Origin of the sequence: Cupriavidus necator, assembly GCF_013141915.1 — a bacterium.
Lineage (GTDB): Bacteria > Pseudomonadota > Gammaproteobacteria > Burkholderiales > Burkholderiaceae > Cupriavidus > Cupriavidus necator_B.
In genome coordinates, this window is the sequence record NZ_SROX01000004.1 from 33,526 (window position 1) to 52,525 (window position 19,000).

Sequence of the window (19,000 nt, forward strand, 5' to 3'; positions counted from 1 at the left end):
TGATCGCTCCTGTCGCGTGCTGCCGTGTCGAAGGCAAGGTTGCGCGAGCGGCGCTAGCGCGCCGCCGGCGCGGCCGTGCCGGCCATGGCCACCGGTGGCCGCCGCTGCAGCTCCGCCCAGCGGCCCTCGTCCATCACCAGGCGGAAGCCGAGGTGCGACATGCTGTTAAAGGGATCGGTGCCGCGCCGCGCGCTGGGCCGGTAGCTCAGGCAGAAGTCCTCGTTGCACAGGAACGAGCCGCCGCGCGTGACGCGCTTGGGCGCGTTGACTGGCACGCCCGGTTCGGACGGATCCCATGACGCCAGCGGGCCCATCGGATTTTCGATCGGCTGGGCCTTGCCGGCTTCGCGCCGGAACTGGTCGGCCCGGTACCAGTCCGCCACCCACTGCCAGGCGTTGCCGGTCATGTCGGCAAGGCCATAGCCGTTGGCCGGGAACGTGCCGACCGGGCTTGTCCCCAGCGCCCCGCCGGCCTTGGGACTGACCACCGGAAACGGCTGGTTCTGCTGGCCCTGCCAGACATTGGCCATCTGCTTGCCGTCGGGGGAGAACTGCTCGCCCCAGGCATAGGTGGCCTGCTCCAGCCCGCCGCGCGCGGCGAACTCCCATTCCGCCTCGGTGGGCAGCCGCTTGCCGGCCCACTTGGCGTAGGCCTGTGCGTCTTCGTACGAGACCTGCACCACCGGGTGGTTGTCCTTGCCCTCGATCGAGCTGCCGGGGCCGGTCGGATGGCGCCAGTCCGCGCCGGGGACATAGCGCCACCAGCGCGAGTAATCCTGCAGCGGCACCGGCCGCGGCGTGCCGACGAAGACCATGCCCCCAGCCACCATCGCGCTGTCGGGCGGGCGCGGCGTGCCCGGCGGCAGCTGCACGCGCAGGGTTTCCCAGTCGGGCGCGCGCTCGGCGGTCGTCACATAGCCGGTGGCTTCGACGAACTTGCGGAATTCCGCGTTGGTGACATGGTGCTGGTCCATCCAGAACGCATGCACGCGCACCTTGTGCGCCGGCTTTTCATTGAGCTGCGCCATTTTGCTGTCGCTGCCCATCAAGAACTCGCCGCCGGGCACGCGCACCATGCCGGCCGGACCGTTCTTGCCATCGCCGACGACAATGGCCGGCGCCGCCGGGGTTCCGCCCTTCAGATACCAGTAGCTGCCGCCCAGGCCGGCGGCCATCCCGAGGCCGAGCAAGGCCAGCAGCCACGTCCGTTTGCCGCTGCGCCATCCGGGCGTCCGTGCCGCTGAGCCGGAACGCCCCGCCGCTGCGCCGGGATTGCCGCTTTCACGTTGTCCGCTCATTCCAGTGTCTCTGTATGCTAAAGCCGCGCTGATTCAGCGCAAACAATGATCTCAGATGGCTACAGTAATCAGAAGTCAGCTTTTTATGATTTCAGCGCGCAGTGAATTAAGTTTTTTTCGCAGGCTGCGGCCTCAGTGCCAAGCGCTCCCTACCTGGATATAGAACGCGTTCTGGCCCTTGCTGTGGGCCACATCCAGCCCGATCGACACCCCCAGCTTGCGCGCGATCATGTAGCGAAAGCCCGCGCCGACGCTGTAGATGGTGTCGGCGTCGGCAAAGTCATGCCAGCGCCCATAGGCCTTGCCGACGCCGGTGAAGCCAAGCAGCGACCAGCGCGGGGTCACGTCCCAGCGCAATTCCATTTCCGCCGCGAGCGCATTGCGGTCCTGGTAGCGCCCTTTCTGCACGCCGCGCAGGTCGACGTACGGCTGCGCATAGAACGGCACGTCGCCGCTGGAAAAGCGCGTATCGGCGCGCAGGCCCAGGATGACGGTGCGCGCCAGCGGCAGCCAGGTGAAGCCGCGCGCGTTGTACATGTTGAATGACTGGGTACTGCCAAATCCGCCGCGCGCGAACTGCGCCTCCAGCTCGGCATAGCTGCCGCGGCTGGGATAGAAAATGTTGTCGCGCGAGTCGTAGTCGATCACCAGTCCGGCCTTGCCGATGCGCTGGGACCGGTCGAAGCTGCCGAGCTCGCCGGCATCGCCAAACTTGAAGGTCGCGGTCGAATCGAAGTACACATAGCGCGGCCCCACGTACCAGCGGGTATCGGCGATGCGCACCAGCAGTTGCTGCACCAGGAACACCCCGCGCAGCTCATAGGCACGCGCCTGGTTGCGCAAGCCGTAATAGTCGAGGTTGGCATCGACCTTGGCCAGGGCGCCGAGATAGCGGTAGCGGTCGCCGTCCCAGGTGTGGAAATGCGCGACGCCGGCGCCCCAGGTGCCGTTCTCGGTATAGGCGCCGCCGACGCCGGTGATGTTGGGCGGCGCCGGCCCCTTGCCGCTGGCCTTGGCGCTGGCGGCGGCATCGGCCATCGATTGCGAGACGAACATCAGCCCCAGGCCCGCGCCGTAGCCGACCGCCGGTTCGGTGATGATGGTGGGCACCGGCAGCGCGCCCTTGTGGTTAAGCAGGAAGTCGCTCATGTCCAGCGCGCCGTCTTCCGGGTCGAAAAACGACAACGGCTGCTTGCCGGCGCCGGCCTCGGCCTGGCCGCATGCGGCGACGCACCAGAACACAGCCAGTGTGCCAAGCAGCGCGGCAAGTCGCCTGGTGACGTCAGGACGGATCATCGGCAAAGGCTCAGGGGTTCGGTTCGATAAGTCTCTTCTCGCGGCGCCAGCGGCGGCCAGATACCGCGGCAACGGTCAAAGCGGAAACTGGATATTCAAACCCATGAACACCTGGAATTTCGGCACGCCATTGCCCTCATGGCTGACCGTCCATTGCGGCTCCGCAAACAGGTTGTAGGTTTCCTTGCCGATTTTCCAGATCTTGCCCATGCCGATACCTAGCGGGATGTAATAGTTGCCGCGCTTGAGATCGAAATTCCAGGTCGCGCTGCTGCGCAGGTACCAGCCTTGCGGCAGGTTATAGATGACAAAAGGCTGGGCGCTCAGGTTGTCCTGCGTGGGCCGGTCACCTTCGCCGGCAAAGGAGTGCTGCCAGGTCACCAGCCCGCCGAGCAGCCCCCAACGCTGCGGTGCGATGCCCACGCCCGCCAGGCCGGCCTGCCACTTGCCCGTCCCCGTCTGGTCGCGCGACGCGGTGGGAATGGTCAGCTGCGGCCCGATGCCCCACTCAATGCCCAGGCCCTTCACCAGAACCAGGTTGAACAGGTTGAGGTCGCCCAGCCCGGTCTTGCTGCCATCGGGCGCGACATTCGGCGTGGTGACGACGGGCAGCGTGAAGCGCAGGATCTGCGGCAGCCCGAACAACTTGTGCGGCACGGTGCCGCGCAGCAGCACGCTGTTGCCGTCTTCATCGCCGAGACCGTAATAGCGCCCCACGTACTGGTCCTGCAAGTTCAGCGTGATGGTGGGGCTCAGCGGATTGTTCGAGGCATTCATGTCGTCGGTCGACGGTCCTGCCGCAAGGGCCAGTGCCGGCAGCAGCATCGCCGCACAGCCCGCCGCAAGCCATGATTTCCGCATGAATAAAATCATTGCCGCATGTCGCCCCGGAACAAATTCATTACCATCGCCATTCGAATATGGCGTTTGCATCATGGCAGAGCGCCTTTACCCTTGTGAAGTCAATGTTTGCGATGCCGTAATGAAAATTTTCGCGAGTTGGCCGTACGCCGATAAGCGGGTGTTTGCTGCTAGTATCCAGCATCGGGAATACAGGCGGTCGGGGCGCTCCTTCACCGCGACATCTCATTGCGGCAGCCACAGGCACCGTGCCCCCGGGCCCGGGCTGCACTCCAGGTTCATGCCTATGCCAAAGACCCTCGCCATCCGGCTTGCCATGGCCGTCCCGCTGATCCTTGCCTGGGCCGGCGCCCACGCGACCGAAGGCGCGCTCGGACGCCCCGTGACCGGCACCAGCGTGGTCCCCAATGCGGGGATCGTGTCGCCGGAGCCGGCGCTGATCGTCAATGTCGGCGAGATCTACCTCGACGGCTCGATCGGCGGCAGCCGTACCGTGCCGATCGCCGGCAAGGCCTCGGCCGGCGTGGACGGCAAGGTCGCCTTCACGCTGGCAACCGTGATGAAAGTGTGGGACACCGATACCGGCGCCTGGAACTTTGCCTCCAGCTTTACGCTGCCCTATGTGTGGACCAAGGTCACGGCCAACCTTGCGCTCGGCGGCCGCAGCAGCAGCACGCAGGACACCGCGTCCAACCTGTTCGACATCACCTTTGCGCCCATCATTGCCGGCTACCATTTTTCCAAGACCGAACACGTGGCACTGAGCCTGAACGTGTGGGCGCCGACCGGCAAGTACGACCCCAACGCCCTGGCCAACCCCAGCCTGAACAACTGGACCTTCATCCCGCAGGTGGCCTACACCAAGTTGTTCCCGGAACACGGGCTCGAGTTCGACGCGGTCGCGGGCATCCAGTTCTACACTCGCAACCACGCCACCGATTACCAGAACGCGCCGCTGTTCACGCTCGACACCATGCTGCTGAAGCGCTTATCGAACGGGGCCGGCCTGGGCCTGATCGCCGGCACGACGCAGCAGCTGGGCGACGACAGCGGCCCGTTGGCGGACCGCCTGAACGGCTTCCGCGGGCACGACTGGGCGGTGGGCCCGATCGTCACCTACGACACCAAGGTGGGCGCCAAAAGCCTGCTGTCGCTGGGCCTGCGCTGGGTGCCATCGGTGGCGAGCAAGAACCGGCTGAAGAGCACCAATACGTTCATGGGCACGGCGACGCTGGTCTTCTGATGGCATGCCGGAGTCCGCCAAAGGGCTGCCGCTGGCCTAGCGACCAAGCCGCTGCGTCCGCGTTGATCAAGCGCAAGCCCAAATCCATTTCCAGCCTGCAAACTGGCCGCCATGACGATTTTGCCCTCTTCTTCCCCCGTTTCCGGCGACACCCGCCCGCCTGCGCCCGCCGAGCCCTCCGTGCCGCCGCGCCGCCGGGCGCTGGTGCCGCGTGGCCGCTTCGCCTTTGTCACCGGCATCCTCAGCTGGACCCTGCTGATCGCCAGCACGCTGTTCTGGTGCGGGCTGCTGTTTCCGCTGGCCCTGCTGAAACTGGCGCTGCCCTTTGCCGCGGCCAGGCGGCGCATCGATCCGCTGCTCAACGGCATCGCCACCGCCTGGATTTCCGGCAACAGCGGCTGGTTCTCGTGGATCCAGCGCGAGCCGTGGGACATCCGGGGCAATGACGGGCTGCGCTATGCCGATTGGTACCTGGTCAACTGCAACCACCAGTCGTGGGCCGACATCTTCGTGCTGCAGCGTGCGCTGAACCGGCGCATCCCGCTACTGAAGTTCTTCCTCAAGCAACAGCTGATCTATGTGCCGGTGATCGGCCTGGCCTGGTGGGCACTGGACTTCCCGTTCATGAAGCGCCATGGCAAGGCCGAGCTGCGGCGCAATCCGGCGGCGCGGCGCCAGGACCAGGAAACCGCCCGGCGCGCCTGCGCGAAGTTCTCGCTGGTGCCAACCAGCGTGATGGTATTTGCCGAAGGCACGCGCTTCACCGAGGCCAAGCGCGCCGCGCAGGCTTCGCCGTACCGCCACCTGCTCAAGCCCAAGGCCGGCGGGCTGGCGGTGGCGCTGAACGCAATGGGCGACAAGTTCCGCTCGCTGATCGATGTCACTATCGCCTACCCGGACGGCGCACCGGGCTTCTGGGACCTGGCCTGCGGGCGCGCGGGCCCGGTGCTGGTGCGCATGCGCCAGCTGCCGGTGCCACCTTCTTTCTGCCAGGCCGACTACGGCAGCGACAAGGCCTTCCGCACCGAATTCCACCACTGGCTGGCACGCCAGTGGGAGGCCAAGGACGCCGAGATCGATGCGCTGATGCGGCCGCGCCAGGGCTGAGCCGGCGCTAGCCGGGGAGTCGCTCGATGGCGCGCTTGCCCTGCCCCACCGCGGCCGTCAGCGAAGGGCTGCCGGCGTTGTCACTGTTGGCGATGCTGATGTTGCCGACACCGGCCAGCCCCGGCCACGCCGCGTCGGGCGCCACGTTCTCGCCGGCCAGGCTGTCCGGCATGTAGCTGTAGCCGTGGGCCCAGCGGTTGACGGTGATGCCGCGGACCACGTCCTTCGCGGCAAAGCCCTGGTGCCCCAGCATGCGGTCGAGCTGCGTGCGGATGTCGCGCTCCATCGCGTCGAACGGCGTGCCCAGCAGCAAGGCGCGGCCGGCACGGAAGCGGTCACGCGCGGGCATGCCGCTGTCGGGCACCGTCGGCACATAGAGCATGTGCAGCACGGCGGGGTCGGAGGGCTCCGTGCCGGCGGGCGGCTCCAGCCACAAATCGGTGTAGGCCATGGCCGGAGCATGGATGCGGCGCGTACGCAGCGCCGCAAACGCCTGCCAGTGGTCCAGTGCCACCTTGGTGTAGACCAGCGGCGCCTTGGCCCCGTTGTGCAGGATCGCTTTCTGTTGCGCCGGCAGCGACGGCAGCAGGTACGGAATCATCATGTTATAGCCGGCCAGCACCACGTGGCGCGCCTCGACCCGATGCAAGTCGCCGCTGAACCCATAGGTGACGCGTGTGATCGGGCCGTCGGGCTCGACCGCGATCGCGGTGCTGTTCAGCCGCAGCCGCACCGGCTGCCCGTCGCGGTCCAGGCGGCTGTAGTCGAACGCGGCCGATCCCACCTCAGCCGCGCGGGCCACCCTGGCTACGCCCGGGATCAGGCTCTGCACCAGCAGCCGCGCCAGCGAGGCATTGCCATCGGCGAACCACAGCCGTGAAGCCGGCGACTTGCCCAGCCGCGCATTGCCCGCCGGCGCCGGCATGTTGGCGCCAGCGGGCAGGCCGATGGCAATGGCGGCGGCCACCGAGATGCCGTCGGCATCCAGGGCATAGGCGTCATGGCTGCGGCTGCGCAGGAAGCGCTGCCCGGCCAGGCCGATGCCGGCGTGGTCGCGCAGGAAGGTGGCGTAGCGCATCGCACGCAGCGCTGCCGTGCGCGCCGCGCCGGACAGCGCCGGCAGGTAATCGGTGGTGCCGGCGGCCAGCCGCGCCAGCGCGGCCCGGTCCGCCGCGGGCAACGGCGCGCTGTCCAGAAAGCGCGACAAGGCCGCCGCATCCGGCCCCCCCGGGCGCGCTCCGCTGCGCGCGTCGATCCCTTCGCCAAACGGGTCGCCCGCGACCCATTGGTCGCGCCCGAAGTGCTCGGCATCGAAGAACACGGCGCGGCCCATGCCGAGCGCGGCATAGGGGTCAGCGGCCGCGCCGGCGGGCGGCTGCGCGGGATCGAGCCCGAGCCCGGCCAGCAGCTCGCGCACCGCGGCGTCGCTGGCGGCGCCTGCCGGCATCTCGGCGCTGCCGCCATAGGTCACCAGCCGCTTGCCGCGCACCGTGAACTCGTTGCGCTTGGCGTGGCCGCCGAAATCGTCGTGGTTGTCGAGGATCAGGATGCGGCGGTTGGCGCCAAAGCGGCGGCGGTAGAACCACGCCGCCGCCAGGCCGCTGAGGCCGCCGCCGACCACCACCAGGTCATAGGCTTCACGCGCCAGCACCGCGGGATACTTCGCGCCTTCGCGCGCCAGGCTGTGGGCCAGCGTATAGGTGCCGGGATGGTTGCCGCGCAAGCCGGTCAGCGCGGGCGGATAAGACGGAGACGGTGCCCCGGCGCGGGTCTGCGCATGCAGCAGCTGCGCCGGGGCCAGTCCCGCGGCGATGGTCAGCGCGGTGCCATTGAGGAAGTCTCTGCGGGTGATCGTCATCGGCGGCTCATGGTTTCGGCGTCGGCCTGGCGCTGCGCGGCAAGGGCCTTGCGCCGCACGGCCACCTCGGACTCCGGCACCGGCGCGGCGCGGTTGCCCCAGCTGCGGCGGATAAAGCTCAGCACATTGGCCAGCTCCTGGTCGTCCAGCGTCCAGCCATAGCCAGGCATGTGGTAGTCCGACGGCGCGGTGCCCACCCGTGCGGTCACGGCGCCGTCGAGCAGCAGGTTGACCAGCGAGGCCGGATCCGGATCGGCCACGGTCGGGTTGCCGGCCAGCGGCGGAAATACCCGGGCGAAGCCCTTGCCATCGGCCCCATGGCACGGCATGCAGAACACCGCGTACTGGCGCGCGCCGGGCAGGTCGAAGCGGCCCTGCCGAAGCTGCTGCGCGGTGGCGGGATCGTGCCGGAACGGCTGTTTTTCACCGCGCGCGCCTGGCAGGGACTTGAGGTAGGCGGCCACCGCGTCGAGGTCGCCCGGGCTCATGTACTGGGTGCTGGTGGAGACCACCGTCGACATCGGGCCAAACGAGGTCGCATGGGCATTGCGGCCGGTGCGCAGGAACTCGGCGATCTCCGCGCGCGACCAGGCGCCGAGGCCCGTGAGCTGGTCGCCGGTGAGGTTGGTGGCGGACCAGCCTTCCACGCTGGCGCCGGACAGGAAGTGCCGGCTGCGCTCGTCCAGCCCCTTCTCGGCGAACAGCGTGCCGCGCGGCGTATGGCAGGCACCGCAATGCGCCACCGCCTGCACCAGGTACGCGCCGCGGTGCCAGGCGGCGTCGCGCGCCGGGTCGGTACGGATCGGGTCGTCATCGAGAAACAGCACATTCCACACCGCCAGCAGGCCGCGCATGCCGAACGGCCAGCGCATCTGCGGCGCGGGATTGCGCTGCGCGACCGGCGCCACCTCGGCGCGCAGGTAGGCATAGAGGGCCGCCACGTCGTCGCTGCGCAGGCGCGCATACGACGGGTACGGCATCGCCGGATACAGCCGCTTGCCGTCGCGCGCCACGCCATGGCGCACAGCGCGGTCGAACTCGGCCAGCGAATAGGCGCCGATGCCGCTGCCGGCATCGGGCGTGATATTGGTCGAGTACAGCGTGCCGGCCGCGGTGCGGATCGGCAGGCCGCCGGCAAACGGCTTGCCGCCTTCGCTGGTATGGCAGGCGGCGCAGTTGGCGATGCGCGCCAGATAGCGGCCGCGCTCGACTTGCTGCGCGTCGGCGGCGAGCGCCAGACCCGCTGGCAGCAGCATGGCCAGCGCCAGCCCGGCCAGCTTGCGCCAGGCGCGGGAAACAGCCTGGCCCGGCCGGTTGGGATCGCAGCGCATGGAGGCAGCCTGGTCAGGCCGCCTGGGCCGCGGACACGGCCCAGTTGGCCGCCAGCACCAGGCACACCACCAGCCCGGCGGCGACGGCCACGCCGGTGAGAATCAGCGGCACCGGGCGCAGGTTGTCCAGGTCGCGCTGGTGCTCCCGGCCCTGGCGCAGGCCAAAGAAGCCCCACAGCACGGTCTGCAACAGCCTCAACGGATTCATGGCATCTCCTTGCACAACGCCTGCGTGGACGAGATGCCGATTATGGGCCGTCCTTGCCGGCCATACCAGCATCAGATAACTGGAAAAATTACGTATCAGTTGGACGGGCCCGGGCGATAATCCTTGCACCGCCGCTGCCCGACCATCCCACGGCCCCAACCATGAAACGGTACGAAGCCCTCGCCGAAACCCTGGCCGCCGATATCCGCAACGGCAGCCTGCCCCCGGGCACGCGCCTGCCCTCGATCCGCAAGACCGTGGCGCAGTACGGGGTGAGCCCGTCGACCGCGTTCCAGGCCTATTACCGGCTGGAAGAACGGGGGCTGGTGCGGGCGCGCGAGCGTTCCGGCTACTACGTGGCGGGCCCCGCGCGGCGCGAGCTGCCGCAGCCGCAGGCGCGCCCGTCGCGGCAGGTATCGACGCAGGTGGACATCTCCAAGCTGGTGTTCGCCGTGCTGGAAGGCGCGCGCGACCGCGAGCTGGTGCAGTTCGGCTCGGCCTTCCCGTCGCCGGAGCTGTTCCCGTGGGAGCGGCTGGGCAAGTCGCTGGCGCGTGCCGGCCGCGCGCTCGATCCCTGGTACTCGGTCAACGACCTGCCGCCCGGCAATGCCGCGCTGCGCCGCCAGATCGCGCTGCGCTACCTGGGCGCGGGCGCGCCGCAGCCCGCGGAAGACCTGGTCGTCACCAATGGCGCGCTCGAGGCGCTGAACCTGTGCCTGATGGCGGTCACCCAGCCGGGCGACGTGGTCGCGATCGAATCGCCCGGCTTCTATGCCTCGCTGCAAGCGCTGGAGCGGCTGCGGCTCAAGGCCGTGGAGATCCCGGTCGACCCCGCCGAAGGCATCGACCTGGGCGCGCTCGACACGGCGCTGTCGCGCCATCCGGTCAAGGCGTGCTGGTTCATGACGCAATTCCAGAATCCGCTTGGCGCCAGCATGTCGGAAGACAAGAAAAAGGCGCTGGTGGCCTTGCTCGCACGCCACCAGGTTCCGCTGATCGAGGACGACGTCTATGGCGAACTGTACTTCGGCAACCGCTGCCCGTTGCCGGCCAAGGCCTTCGATACGCAGGGGCTGGTGATGCATTGCAGTTCGTTCTCCAAGACCCTGGCGCCCGGCTTCCGCATCGGCTGGGTGGCGCCGGGGCGCTTTGGCGAGGCCATCCAGCGGCTCAAGCTGATGACCACGCTGTCGGCCGGCGTGCCGGCGCAGGTGGCGCTGGCCGAGTACCTGCAGCATGGCGGCTACGACAAGCACCTGCGCAAGCTGCGCCACGTGCTGGAGATGCAGCAGGGCCGCATGATCGACGCGATCGGCCAGCACTTTCCCGAAGAGGTGCGCGTGTCGCGGCCGGAGGGCGGCTATTTCCTGTGGGTGGAGTTCGCGGCCGGCTTCGACGCGCTGGCGCTGCACCATGCCGCGCTGGAAGCCGGCATCGGCATCGCGCCGGGACCGATCTTCTCGGCGCGGCAAGGCTACCGCAACTGCATCCGGCTCAACTACGGCCACCTGTGGAACGACGAGGCCGAGGCCGCCGTGGCCACCCTCGGACGGCTCATCGCGCAGCAGCACGCCGGCTAGCGCGCGCCGCGATGGCGGCGCAGCGCCCACTCCAGCGCCTCGAACGCGCCCTGCACCGCCAATGCCAGCACCGCGGCCGGGATCGCGCCGGCGAGCAACAGCGCGGTGTCGTTCAGCGCCAGCCCGGTGGCAATGCGCTCGCCAAAACCGCCCGCGCCGACGAACGCCGCAATGGTTGCCGTGCCCACGCTGATGATGGCCGCGGTCTTGACGCCGGCCAGCAGCACCGGCAAGGCCAGCGGCAGCTCCACGTAGCGCAGCACCTGGCCGCCGCGCAAGCCCAGCGCCCGCGCCGCGTCGCGCATGCCCTGCGGCACTTGCTCCAGGCCGGTGGCGGTATTGCGCACGATCGGCAGCAGCGCATACAGAAACAGCGCCACCATCGCCGGCCACACGCCGATACGCCCCAGCAGCGGGATCAGCATCGCCAGCAAGGCCAGCGACGGCACCGTCTGCAGCACGCTGACCGCGCCCAGCACCGCCTGGCCGGTGCGGCGCCGCCGCGCCGCCAGCATCCCCAGCGGCACGCCCACCAGCGTCGCGGCCCCCACAGCGCCCGCGACCAGCGCGACATGGCGCCGCGCCAGGCGCGCGGTGTCGGGCCCGAACAGCGCGGCCACCAGCCGGCCGCGCGGTTTGGCGCCGCCATGCGTTGCCGATTGCCCCGCAGTGCCGGTCAGGAACGCGCGCGCGATCGCGTCGAACGGCTGGCCATCGATCTCCGCCGCAGCATTCATGGCAATCATGTCGTCGGCATGGACGCGCCCGGCCAGCCGCTCCAATGCCTGCCAGGCCTGCGGGAAGCGCTGCGGTACGTCGAGGCGGTAGACCACTACCGCGTCGTAGCGCGGGAAGTAATGCCGGTCGTCCTCCAGCACGCGCAGCTTGTACTTGCGGATCTTGGCGTCGGTGGAATAGATGTCGATGGCATCGACCTGCCCTGCGGCCAAGGCCTCATAGGCGACGCCGTGGTCCAGGCCGACCGGGCGTTGCGGCAGGCCGTAGCGGCTGGCCAGCCCCGGCCAGCCGTCGGCGCGCCCGAGGAACTCATGGGACAGGCCAAGCCTGAATTGCGGCTGTGCCGCCAGGTCGCCCAGCCGGCGCAGGTTGCCGGCGCGGGCATCGGAGACGGCCAGCGCATAGGTGTTCTCGAAACCAAGCGGAATCGCGGCGCCCAGGCCCAGCGGCGCCAGCGCGCTCCGGATGGCATCGAGCCCGGCGCCGGGCGGCAGCTTCAGGATCTCCGCGGCCAGCGTGCCGGTGTAGTCCGGATAGAGGTCGATGCTGCCGGCCTTCAGCGCCTCGAAAACAATGGCGGTATTGCCCAGCCCTGGCTGGTGCTGCGCCGTGCCGGGCGGCCCTGCGGCCTGGGTCAGCAGTTCGCCAAGGATGTATGACTCGGTGAAGCGCTTGGAGCCGACGCGCAGCGGGTCGGCCGCGCGCGCCGGCATGACGCCGGCGAGTGCCGCGGCCAGCACCCAGGCCCATGCGTGCCATAGCGTACGCCCTGCACTCCCTTTCTGGCGACTGCCACGGATCCAAGCCAAAGCGTCTGTCCCGATGGTGGGCCGGTGTGCGCCCGGCATCGCTACATCATAGCTGCCGCATGTCCTTATCCAAAAATAGTATTTGCTATCTGCATGCTTGAGGCATCAGAATCCAGATTACACATACAAAGCCCCCCGCGTCCGCCCCATGGAAATCCGGCAACTGGAAGCCTTCGCCGCGGTAGTCACCACCGGCAGCGTCACCGCTGCGGGACGGCTGCTCGGCCGCTCGCAGCCCGCCATGACGCGACTGATCCAGGAACTGGAGGCCGAGCTTGGCTTTGCCCTCTTTACCCGCAGCGGCCCGCGCGTCAGCCCGACCGAGCAAGGCTTCCTGCTCTACGACGAAGTGGAGCAGACACTGGCCGGCATGCAGCAGATCCGCACACGCGCCGCGGCGCTGGCGCGCGGCGATGGCCGCCCCTTGCGCATTGCCGCAACCCCGGCTCTGGCGGCCGGCCTGCTGCCGCCGGCACTAGCGCTGGCCTTTGAGCGCGGGCTGTGCGCGCCCGAGCGCGTAGCCGTGCAAAGCGTCTCCCCGGAACAGGTGGTGCACGCGGTGCTGACCGGCGCCGCCGATATCGGCCTGAACAGCCTGCCGCTGGAACACCGCGGCGTGACCGTGCACTGGATCGGCCAGTCTGCCTGCGTGGCGGCGGTGCGTGCCGACGACCCACTGGCTGGAGAGCCGGCCATCGCGCTGCAGGACTGCCGCGGGCGCCGCATCGTCACCATGCAGAACCCGTATCGGCTGCGGCGCCGTGTCGATCGGGCACTGGCCGGCGCCGGCGTGCCGGAGGCTGGCGTGATCGACACCAACACCTCGATCAGCGCGCTCACCCTGGTGCGCGCCGGGCTGGGCATCGCCGTGCTGGAACCCGTGACCGCGCGCGGGCTGCCGCTGACCGATATCGCCGTGCGGCCCATCGATGCGGATATTCCCTTCTACTTCGGCGTGATCACGCCGCAGGCACGGCCGGCCAGCACAGCGGTGCTGGGGCTGGTGCAGGCCGTGGCCGATGCCGCCGCGGGGCTGCTGCCCGACCTGGTCCGGCGCGAGCCCGCCGAACATGGCGCGCTGCTGCAATCGCTCTATGGGGATGCCGGCGATGCCGGCGACGACACTGACAAGCTCACACAAGACGCCGGACTCCCAAGCCATGACTGACCTCTCCTCTCCCACCCCCGCAGGCCTGGCCGCGCTCGAAGCGCGTTTGCGCCAGGACCTGTCCTGGCTGGAACTGCCCGCCAGGACCTGGACCGTGCCGCGCATCCAGGACGGCCAGGAAGTCCTCGACGTCGCCGTCATCGGCGGCGGCATGGCCGGACTGGCTGCTTGCGCCACGCTGACGCACCTCGGCATCCGCGTGCGGGCGTTCGACCGTGCGCCGGCGGGCCTTGAAGGGCCCTGGGCCACCACCGCGCGCATGGAAACCCTGCGTTCGCCCAAGCAACTGACCGGCCCCGCGCTGGGCCTGCCGGCGCTGACCTTCCGCGCCTGGTTCGAAGCGCAATTCGGCGAAGCCGCCTGGGCGGCGCTGGACAAGATCCCCCGGCTGCAATGGATGGACTACCTGCGCTGGTACCGCCTGGTGCTGGCGCTGGATATCCGCAACAACCACCAGGTCGATGCCATCGTGCCGCGCCCGGACGGGCTGGTAGCGCTGTCAATGCAGACCCCGGACGGCCCGCGGACGGTGCTGGCCCGCCGCGTGGTGCTGGCCACCGGCCGCGATGGCCTGGGCGGTGCCTACGTGCCGCCAATCGCGGACCACTTGCCGCGCCACCTGTGGGCGCATTCGTCCGACGAGATGGACTATGCCTCGCTGCGCGGCAAGCGCGTAGGCGTGGTCGGTGCGGGCGCGTCGGCCATGGACAGCGCGGCAACCGCGCTGGAAGCCGGCGCCGCCAGCGTGGAAATGCTGATCCGCCGCGCCGACATCCCGCGTGTCAACAAGGGCAAGGGCGCGGGCAGTCCCGGCCTGGTCCACGGCCATCCCATGCTGTCCGATGAATGGAAATGGCGCATCCGCCATTACATCAACGCGCAGCAGGTACCGCCCCCGCGCGGCAGCACCCTGCGGGTCTCGCGCCATGCCAACGCGCGCTTCCACCTGGGCTGTCCGATCGAAGCGATCGAGCCACATGGCGACGGCGTGCGCGTGCTGACGCCCAAAGGCGTGTTCGAGCTGGACTTCCTGGTGTTCTCCACCGGTTTCCGCATCGCACTGGAAACCAGGCCCGAGTTCGCTGCCTTCGCCGCGCAGGTTCGCTACTGGCGCGACCGCTACACGCCCCGCCCCGGCCAGGAAGACCAGGAACTGGCCGACTCGCCAGACCTGGGCCCTGCGTTCGAGTTCATCGAGAAGACGCCCGGCGCCTGCCCCGGGCTGTCGCGCATCCACTGCTTCTGCTATCCGGCCGCGCTGTCGCACGGCACGGTGTCGGGCGACATCCCGGCCATCAGCGACGGCGCGCGCCGGCTGGGCCAGGGCATTGCCGGCCTGCTGTACCAGGAAGACGTCGAGATTCACTTCGCCAACCTGGAAGCCTATGCCGAGCCCGAAGTGTTTGGCGACGAATGGACGCCGGCGCCATGAGAACCCTGAGGGGCGCCCTCACCCGCTGGCCCTGGCGCTGGCTGCTGCGCCGCCTGCTGCAGGCGGCGGCGGTGGTGCTGGTGATGACGGTAATCGTCTTCGCCGGGCTGCACGCCATCGGCAATCCGGTCGACATCCTGATCGGCCAGGACGTTGACCAGGTCGACCGCGCCCGCACCATCGCCGCGCTGGGGCTGGACCAGCCGTTGTGGCGCCAATACCTGGGCTTTCTCAACGGCGCGCTGCACGGCAACCTGGGCAACAGCTTCGTCTATAACGTGCCGGCGATCCAGCTGATCCTGCAGCGGCTGCCGGCCACGCTGGAACTGGCGGTGGCGGCACTGCTGCTGGCCGTGCTGGTGGGCGTGCCGCTGGGGCTGTTCGCGGGGCTGTATCCCGAGCACCCGCTGTCGCGCGTGCTGATGACCGGCAGCATCGTTGGTTTCTCGCTGCCCACGTTCTGGGTCGGCCTGATGCTGATCATGGCCTTCAGCGTGCGGCTGGGCTGGCTGCCCTCGGGCGGGCGCGGCGCCACTGCGGAATGGCTGGGCGTGCCCTGGTCCTGGCTGACCGCCGACGGACTGCGCCACATGATCCTGCCAGCCATCAACCTGTCCTTGTTCAAGGTCTCGCTGGTGCTGCGCCTGACGCGCGCCGGCGTGCGCGAGGTGCTGCCGCAGGACTGGGTGAGGTTCGCGCGCGCCAAGGGCCTGTCGCCGCAGCGCGTGGTGCTTGGCCACGTGCTGCGCAACACCATGATCCCGCTGGTGACGGTGCTGGGCCTGGAGTTCGGCTCCACCATCGCCTTCGCGGTGGTGACCGAGAACATCTTCGCCTGGCCCGGCGCCGGCAAGCTGATCCTGGACAGCATCAACGCACTGGACCGGCCGGTGATTGTCTCCTACCTGGTGGTCGTGGTGTGCCTGTTCGTCACGCTGAACCTGATCGTCGACGTGCTCTACAAACTGCTCGATCCGCGCGTGCGACTGGAGGGCGCGGCATGAACGCCAGCGACAAGACGGGCGCCATGCCGGCCGCGGATTTTGCTCTCCCACCGGCGCCAGCGTTGCGGCGCGAATCGCCATGGCGCAGCGTGGCGGCCGATTTCCTCGCCTCGCGCACCGCCGTGTTCGGGCTGGGGGTGCTCGTGCTGCTGGTGCTCGCCGCGCTGCTGGCGCCGTGGATCACGCCGCAGAACCCCTATGACCTGCTGCAACTGGACGTGATGGACGCGCGCCTGGCGCCCGGCAGCGCCAACGGTGCCGGCACCTACAGCTACTGGCTCGGCACCGACGGGCAAGGCCGCGACATCCTGTCAGGCATCCTCTACGGCCTGCGCATCAGCCTGGTGGTGGGGGTCGGCTCGGCAGCGCTGGCCGGCGTGCTCGGCACCCTGCTGGGGCTGCTCGCGGCCTATGCCGGCGGGCGCGTGGACAGCCTGATCATGCGTACCGTGGACCTGCTCCTGTCGTTCCCGTCCATCCTGGTGGCGATGATGATCCTGGCCTTCCTGGGCAAGGGCGTGGGCAATGTGGTGCTGACGCTGGTGATCCTGGAGTGGGCCTACTACGCCCGCACGGCGCGCGCCCAGGCATTGGTGGAAAGCCGGCGCGAATACGTGGAAGCCGCGCGCGGACAAGGTATCGCGCACTGGCGCATCGTGGTCGGGCACATACTGCCCAACTGCATGCCGCCGCTGATCGTGATCGGCTCGCTGCAGGTGGCGCGCGCGATCACACTGGAGGCCACGCTGTCCTTTCTCGGGCTGGGCGTGCCGGTGACCGAGCCCTCGCTCGGCCTGCTGATCGCCAATGGCTATCAGTTCATGCTGTCCGACGAGTACTGGATCAGCTTCTTCCCCGGCATCGCGCTGCTGCTGACCGTGGTGGCCATCAACCTGGTGGGCGACCGCCTGCGCGACGTCCTCAACCCGAGGCTGCAGAAATGAGCGCGCCCGCCACGCCATCGGCTCCCCCCACGCTGGAAGTGCGCCACCTGCGCACTCACTTTGACACCCGCAACGGCGCGCTGCGGGCGGTGGACGATGTCTCGTTCGCCGTGGCCCGCGGCCGCATCCTGGGGCTGGTGGGCGAGTCCGGTTCGGGCAAGTCGGTCACCGGCTTCTCGATCATGGGGCTGGTGGATGCGCCGGGGCGCATCGCCGGTGGCGAGATCCTGTTCCAGGGCCGCGAGCTGACCCGCATGCGCCCGGCCGAGTTGCGCCAGCTGCAGGGCAACCGCATCGCCATGATCTTCCAGGATCCGATGATGACGCTGAACCCGGTGATGCGGATTGACGCGCAGATGATCGAGGCGGTGCGCGCGCACGGCAAGGCCAGCCACCGGCAGGCGCGCGAGCTGGCCCGCGACACGCTGGGCATGATGGGCATCCCGAGCCCGGACGAACGGCTGCTGGCCTACCCGCACCAGCTCTCCGGCGGCATGCGCCAGCGCGTGGCCATCGCCATCGCCATGCTGCACCGGCCCGACCTGATCATTGCCGACGAGCCCACCACGGCGCTGGACGTCACCATCCAGGCGCAGATCCTCTCGGAAGTTCAGGCGCTGGCACGCCAGCACGGCACTGCGCTGATCTGGATCACGCACGACCTGTCCGTGGTGGCGGGCCTCGCCGATGACGTGGCGGTCATGTACGCCGGGCGCATCGTCGAGCAAGGCCCCGTGGACGACGTGCTGGACCATCCGCTGCACCCTTACACCGCCGGCCTGATTGCCAGCCTGCCGAGCCTGAACCCGCGGGGCCAGCGGCTGCGGCAGATTCCCGGGATGACGCCCGACCTGGCCGCGCTGCCGCCCGGATGCGCGTTTGCCGCGCGCTGCTCACGCGCCAGCGCCGCGTGTGCTGAAGCGCCCGCCATCAGCACCCCCGCGCCGCTGCGCCAGGTGCGCTGCTTCCACCCCGGCCAGCTGGCCGCCAGCATGGAGCCGGCATGACCGTCAGCGAACGCGAATTGCATCCCGCCCAGGCGGGCCACCCGCAATCCGTGCCGGCGGCGGCAAGCGGCAGGCCGCCGCTGGTGTCAGCGCGCGCGCTGGCCAAGCGCTTTGGCGAGAGCAAGCCGGGGCGCATCGGCCTAGCGCTGGCACGCCTGGGCTGGTCCGAACCCGCGCGCATCACCCACGCCGTGGATGGCGTGGACCTGGAACTGAAGCACGGCGAGGTGCTCGGCCTGGTGGGCGAATCCGGCTGTGGCAAGTCCACGCTGGGGCGCATGATCGCGGGCCTGCTCGACCCGTCCGCCGGCGAGATCCGCATCGACGGCCGCAGTCCGGCCAGCCTGGACCGCGCCGCGCGACAGGCGCTGCGGCTGAAAATCCAGATGGTGTTCCAGGACCCCTACGCCAGCCTGAACCCGCGCCTGCGCGTGGACCGCATCGTTGGCGAGGGCGCGCGCCTGCAAGGGCTGGTGGATGCGGCCGGCTTCGACGACTACGTCAGCGCGCAGCTGCAGCGTGCCGGCCTGGACCCCCGGCTGCGCCAGCGCTACCCGCACCAGTTCAGCGGCGGCCAGCGCCAGCGCATCGGCATCGCCCGCGCGCTCGCGGTGCAGCCGGAACTGCTGGTATGCGACGAGGCGGTGGCAGCGCTGGACGTGTCGATCCAGGCCCAGGTGCTGAACCTGTTCATGGACCTGCGCGAGCAGCTGGGCCTGAGCTACCTGTTCATCAGCCACGACCTGGGCGTGGTCGAACATATCTCCGATCGCGTGATGATCATGTACCTGGGCCGCGTGGTTGAAAGCGCGCCGACTCCTGAGATCTTCCGCCGCCCCAACCACCCCTACACGCAGGCGCTGCTCGCTGAAATCCCGCGCCTGGACGCGCGCCACAAGACCTTCACCGCAATCCGCGGCGAGATCCCCAGCCCGCTGGAGCCGCCGGCCGGCTGCCATTTCCACCCGCGCTGCCCGCATGCGATGCCGCGCTGCGCGGTGGAGGTGCCCAGGCTGCGCGGCATCGCCGTCAACCATTTGAGCGCCTGCCATCTCAACGATGGCTGACGCCGCATGCCCTCTTATTGCCCGCCCATTCCAGAAACCGCCCCGAGGA

The 19,000-nt window shown here is 69.3% G+C and carries 16 protein-coding genes; 9 read left to right on the top strand and 7 right to left on the bottom strand.

Features of this window, described 5'->3' with window-relative positions:
- Window positions 1-53: 53 nt before the first annotated feature.
- The 3 genes from E5S69_RS09935 to E5S69_RS09945 form a co-directional block, all read right to left on the bottom strand.
- Window positions 54-1,298, bottom strand: a complete 1,245-nt coding sequence (locus E5S69_RS09935) for a formylglycine-generating enzyme family protein (RefSeq protein ID WP_171514493.1) — start codon at window positions 1,296-1,298, stop codon at window positions 54-56.
- Between the two features lie 132 nt (window positions 1,299-1,430).
- The gene (locus tag E5S69_RS09940) at window positions 1,431-2,594 is read right to left on the bottom strand and encodes a BamA/TamA family outer membrane protein (RefSeq protein WP_171514494.1); all 1,164 of its coding nucleotides are present in this window, start codon (window positions 2,592-2,594) and stop codon (window positions 1,431-1,433) included.
- 75 nt (window positions 2,595-2,669) lie between these two features.
- Window positions 2,670-3,455 (bottom strand): hypothetical protein, encoded by a 786-nt coding sequence (locus E5S69_RS09945; RefSeq protein ID WP_171514495.1) that lies wholly within the window; start codon window positions 3,453-3,455, stop codon window positions 2,670-2,672.
- Between the two features lie 286 nt (window positions 3,456-3,741).
- Here E5S69_RS09945 and E5S69_RS09950 point away from each other — a divergent pair, with 286 nt between their 5' ends.
- Window positions 3,742-4,698, top strand: coding sequence for a SphA family protein (locus tag E5S69_RS09950; RefSeq protein WP_171514496.1), 957 nt, complete (start codon window positions 3,742-3,744; stop codon window positions 4,696-4,698).
- Window positions 4,699-4,902: 204 nt separating this feature from the next.
- Entirely contained in the window at window positions 4,903-5,805 is a 903-nt protein-coding gene (locus E5S69_RS09955) for an acetyltransferase (RefSeq protein ID WP_171514803.1), read from the top strand.
- Between the two features lie 7 nt (window positions 5,806-5,812).
- Here E5S69_RS09955 and E5S69_RS09960 read toward each other — a convergent pair whose 3' ends face one another.
- Genes E5S69_RS09960 through E5S69_RS09970 form a run of 3 tightly spaced genes read right to left on the bottom strand, consistent with a single transcriptional unit; the run spans window position 5,813 to window position 9,202 of the window.
- Complete coding sequence (locus E5S69_RS09960; protein ID WP_171514497.1) at window positions 5,813-7,663, bottom strand: NAD(P)/FAD-dependent oxidoreductase; 1,851 nt, start codon at window positions 7,661-7,663, stop codon at window positions 5,813-5,815.
- A complete protein-coding gene (locus E5S69_RS09965; protein WP_171514498.1) occupies window positions 7,660-8,994 on the bottom strand; it encodes a cytochrome c in 1,335 nt (444 codons plus the stop codon). Before E5S69_RS09965 ends, E5S69_RS09960 begins: the two co-directional genes overlap by 4 nt.
- Window positions 8,995-9,007: 13 nt before the next feature.
- A complete protein-coding gene (locus E5S69_RS09970; protein ID WP_171514499.1) occupies window positions 9,008-9,202 on the bottom strand; it encodes a DUF2970 domain-containing protein in 195 nt (64 codons plus the stop codon).
- Window positions 9,203-9,363: 161 nt separating this feature from the next.
- Here E5S69_RS09970 and E5S69_RS09975 point away from each other — a divergent pair, with 161 nt between their 5' ends.
- A complete protein-coding gene (locus E5S69_RS09975; RefSeq protein ID WP_171514500.1) occupies window positions 9,364-10,782 on the top strand; it encodes a PLP-dependent aminotransferase family protein in 1,419 nt (472 codons plus the stop codon).
- Here the strand turns inward: E5S69_RS09975 and E5S69_RS09980 are convergent.
- Entirely contained in the window at window positions 10,779-12,233 is a 1,455-nt protein-coding gene (locus E5S69_RS09980) for a glycine betaine ABC transporter substrate-binding protein (protein ID WP_216621293.1), read from the bottom strand. The two genes, E5S69_RS09975 and E5S69_RS09980, sit on opposite strands and share 4 nt — an antisense overlap.
- Before the next feature lie 244 nt (window positions 12,234-12,477).
- On the opposite strand from E5S69_RS09980, the gene E5S69_RS09985 reads away from it, so the two are divergent.
- Genes E5S69_RS09985 through E5S69_RS10010 form a run of 6 tightly spaced genes read left to right on the top strand, consistent with a single transcriptional unit; the run spans window position 12,478 to window position 18,951 of the window.
- The gene (locus E5S69_RS09985) at window positions 12,478-13,497 is read left to right on the top strand and encodes a LysR family transcriptional regulator (RefSeq protein WP_171514501.1); all 1,020 of its coding nucleotides are present in this window, start codon (window positions 12,478-12,480) and stop codon (window positions 13,495-13,497) included.
- Complete coding sequence (locus E5S69_RS09990; RefSeq protein WP_171514502.1) at window positions 13,490-14,929, top strand: FAD-dependent oxidoreductase; 1,440 nt, start codon at window positions 13,490-13,492, stop codon at window positions 14,927-14,929. Before E5S69_RS09985 ends, E5S69_RS09990 begins: the two co-directional genes overlap by 8 nt.
- A complete protein-coding gene (locus E5S69_RS09995; RefSeq protein ID WP_171514503.1) occupies window positions 14,926-15,933 on the top strand; it encodes an ABC transporter permease in 1,008 nt (335 codons plus the stop codon). The genes E5S69_RS09990 and E5S69_RS09995 overlap by 4 nt, the downstream gene beginning before the upstream one ends.
- Complete coding sequence (locus E5S69_RS10000) at window positions 15,930-16,877, top strand: ABC transporter permease (protein WP_171514504.1); 948 nt, start codon at window positions 15,930-15,932, stop codon at window positions 16,875-16,877. Before E5S69_RS09995 ends, E5S69_RS10000 begins: the two co-directional genes overlap by 4 nt.
- The gene (locus E5S69_RS10005; RefSeq protein WP_171514505.1) at window positions 16,874-17,884 is read left to right on the top strand and encodes an ABC transporter ATP-binding protein; all 1,011 of its coding nucleotides are present in this window, start codon (window positions 16,874-16,876) and stop codon (window positions 17,882-17,884) included. Before E5S69_RS10000 ends, E5S69_RS10005 begins: the two co-directional genes overlap by 4 nt.
- A complete protein-coding gene (locus E5S69_RS10010; RefSeq protein ID WP_236901265.1) occupies window positions 17,881-18,951 on the top strand; it encodes an ABC transporter ATP-binding protein in 1,071 nt (356 codons plus the stop codon). Before E5S69_RS10005 ends, E5S69_RS10010 begins: the two co-directional genes overlap by 4 nt.
- Window positions 18,952-19,000: the final 49 nt, after the last annotated feature.

Excerpts from the sequence above, each read along its gene's own strand:
- E5S69_RS09940 (WP_171514494.1), bottom strand. The coding sequence starts at position 2,594 with ATGATCCGTCCTGACGTCACCAGGCGACTTGCCGCGCTGCTTGGCACA.
- E5S69_RS09980 (WP_216621293.1), bottom strand. The coding sequence starts at position 12,233 with ATGCCGGCGCGCGCGGCCGACCCGCTGCGCGTCGGCTCCAAGCGCTTC.
- E5S69_RS10000 (WP_171514504.1), top strand. The coding sequence starts at position 15,930 with ATGAACGCCAGCGACAAGACGGGCGCCATGCCGGCCGCGGATTTTGCT.
- E5S69_RS10005 (WP_171514505.1), top strand. The coding sequence starts at position 16,874 with ATGAGCGCGCCCGCCACGCCATCGGCTCCCCCCACGCTGGAAGTGCGC.
- E5S69_RS09970 (WP_171514499.1), bottom strand. The coding sequence starts at position 9,202 with ATGAATCCGTTGAGGCTGTTGCAGACCGTGCTGTGGGGCTTCTTTGGC.
- E5S69_RS09945 (WP_171514495.1), bottom strand. The coding sequence starts at position 3,455 with ATGCGGAAATCATGGCTTGCGGCGGGCTGTGCGGCGATGCTGCTGCCG.
- E5S69_RS09935 (WP_171514493.1), bottom strand. The coding sequence starts at position 1,298 with ATGAGCGGACAACGTGAAAGCGGCAATCCCGGCGCAGCGGCGGGGCGT.
- E5S69_RS09965 (WP_171514498.1), bottom strand. The coding sequence starts at position 8,994 with ATGCGCTGCGATCCCAACCGGCCGGGCCAGGCTGTTTCCCGCGCCTGG.
- E5S69_RS09960 (WP_171514497.1), bottom strand. The coding sequence starts at position 7,663 with ATGACGATCACCCGCAGAGACTTCCTCAATGGCACCGCGCTGACCATC.
- E5S69_RS09985 (WP_171514501.1), top strand. The coding sequence starts at position 12,478 with ATGGAAATCCGGCAACTGGAAGCCTTCGCCGCGGTAGTCACCACCGGC.
- E5S69_RS09975 (WP_171514500.1), top strand. The coding sequence starts at position 9,364 with ATGAAACGGTACGAAGCCCTCGCCGAAACCCTGGCCGCCGATATCCGC.
- E5S69_RS10010 (WP_236901265.1), top strand. The coding sequence starts at position 17,881 with ATGACCGTCAGCGAACGCGAATTGCATCCCGCCCAGGCGGGCCACCCG.
- E5S69_RS09990 (WP_171514502.1), top strand. The coding sequence starts at position 13,490 with ATGACTGACCTCTCCTCTCCCACCCCCGCAGGCCTGGCCGCGCTCGAA.
- E5S69_RS09950 (WP_171514496.1), top strand. The coding sequence starts at position 3,742 with ATGCCAAAGACCCTCGCCATCCGGCTTGCCATGGCCGTCCCGCTGATC.
- E5S69_RS09995 (WP_171514503.1), top strand. The coding sequence starts at position 14,926 with ATGAGAACCCTGAGGGGCGCCCTCACCCGCTGGCCCTGGCGCTGGCTG.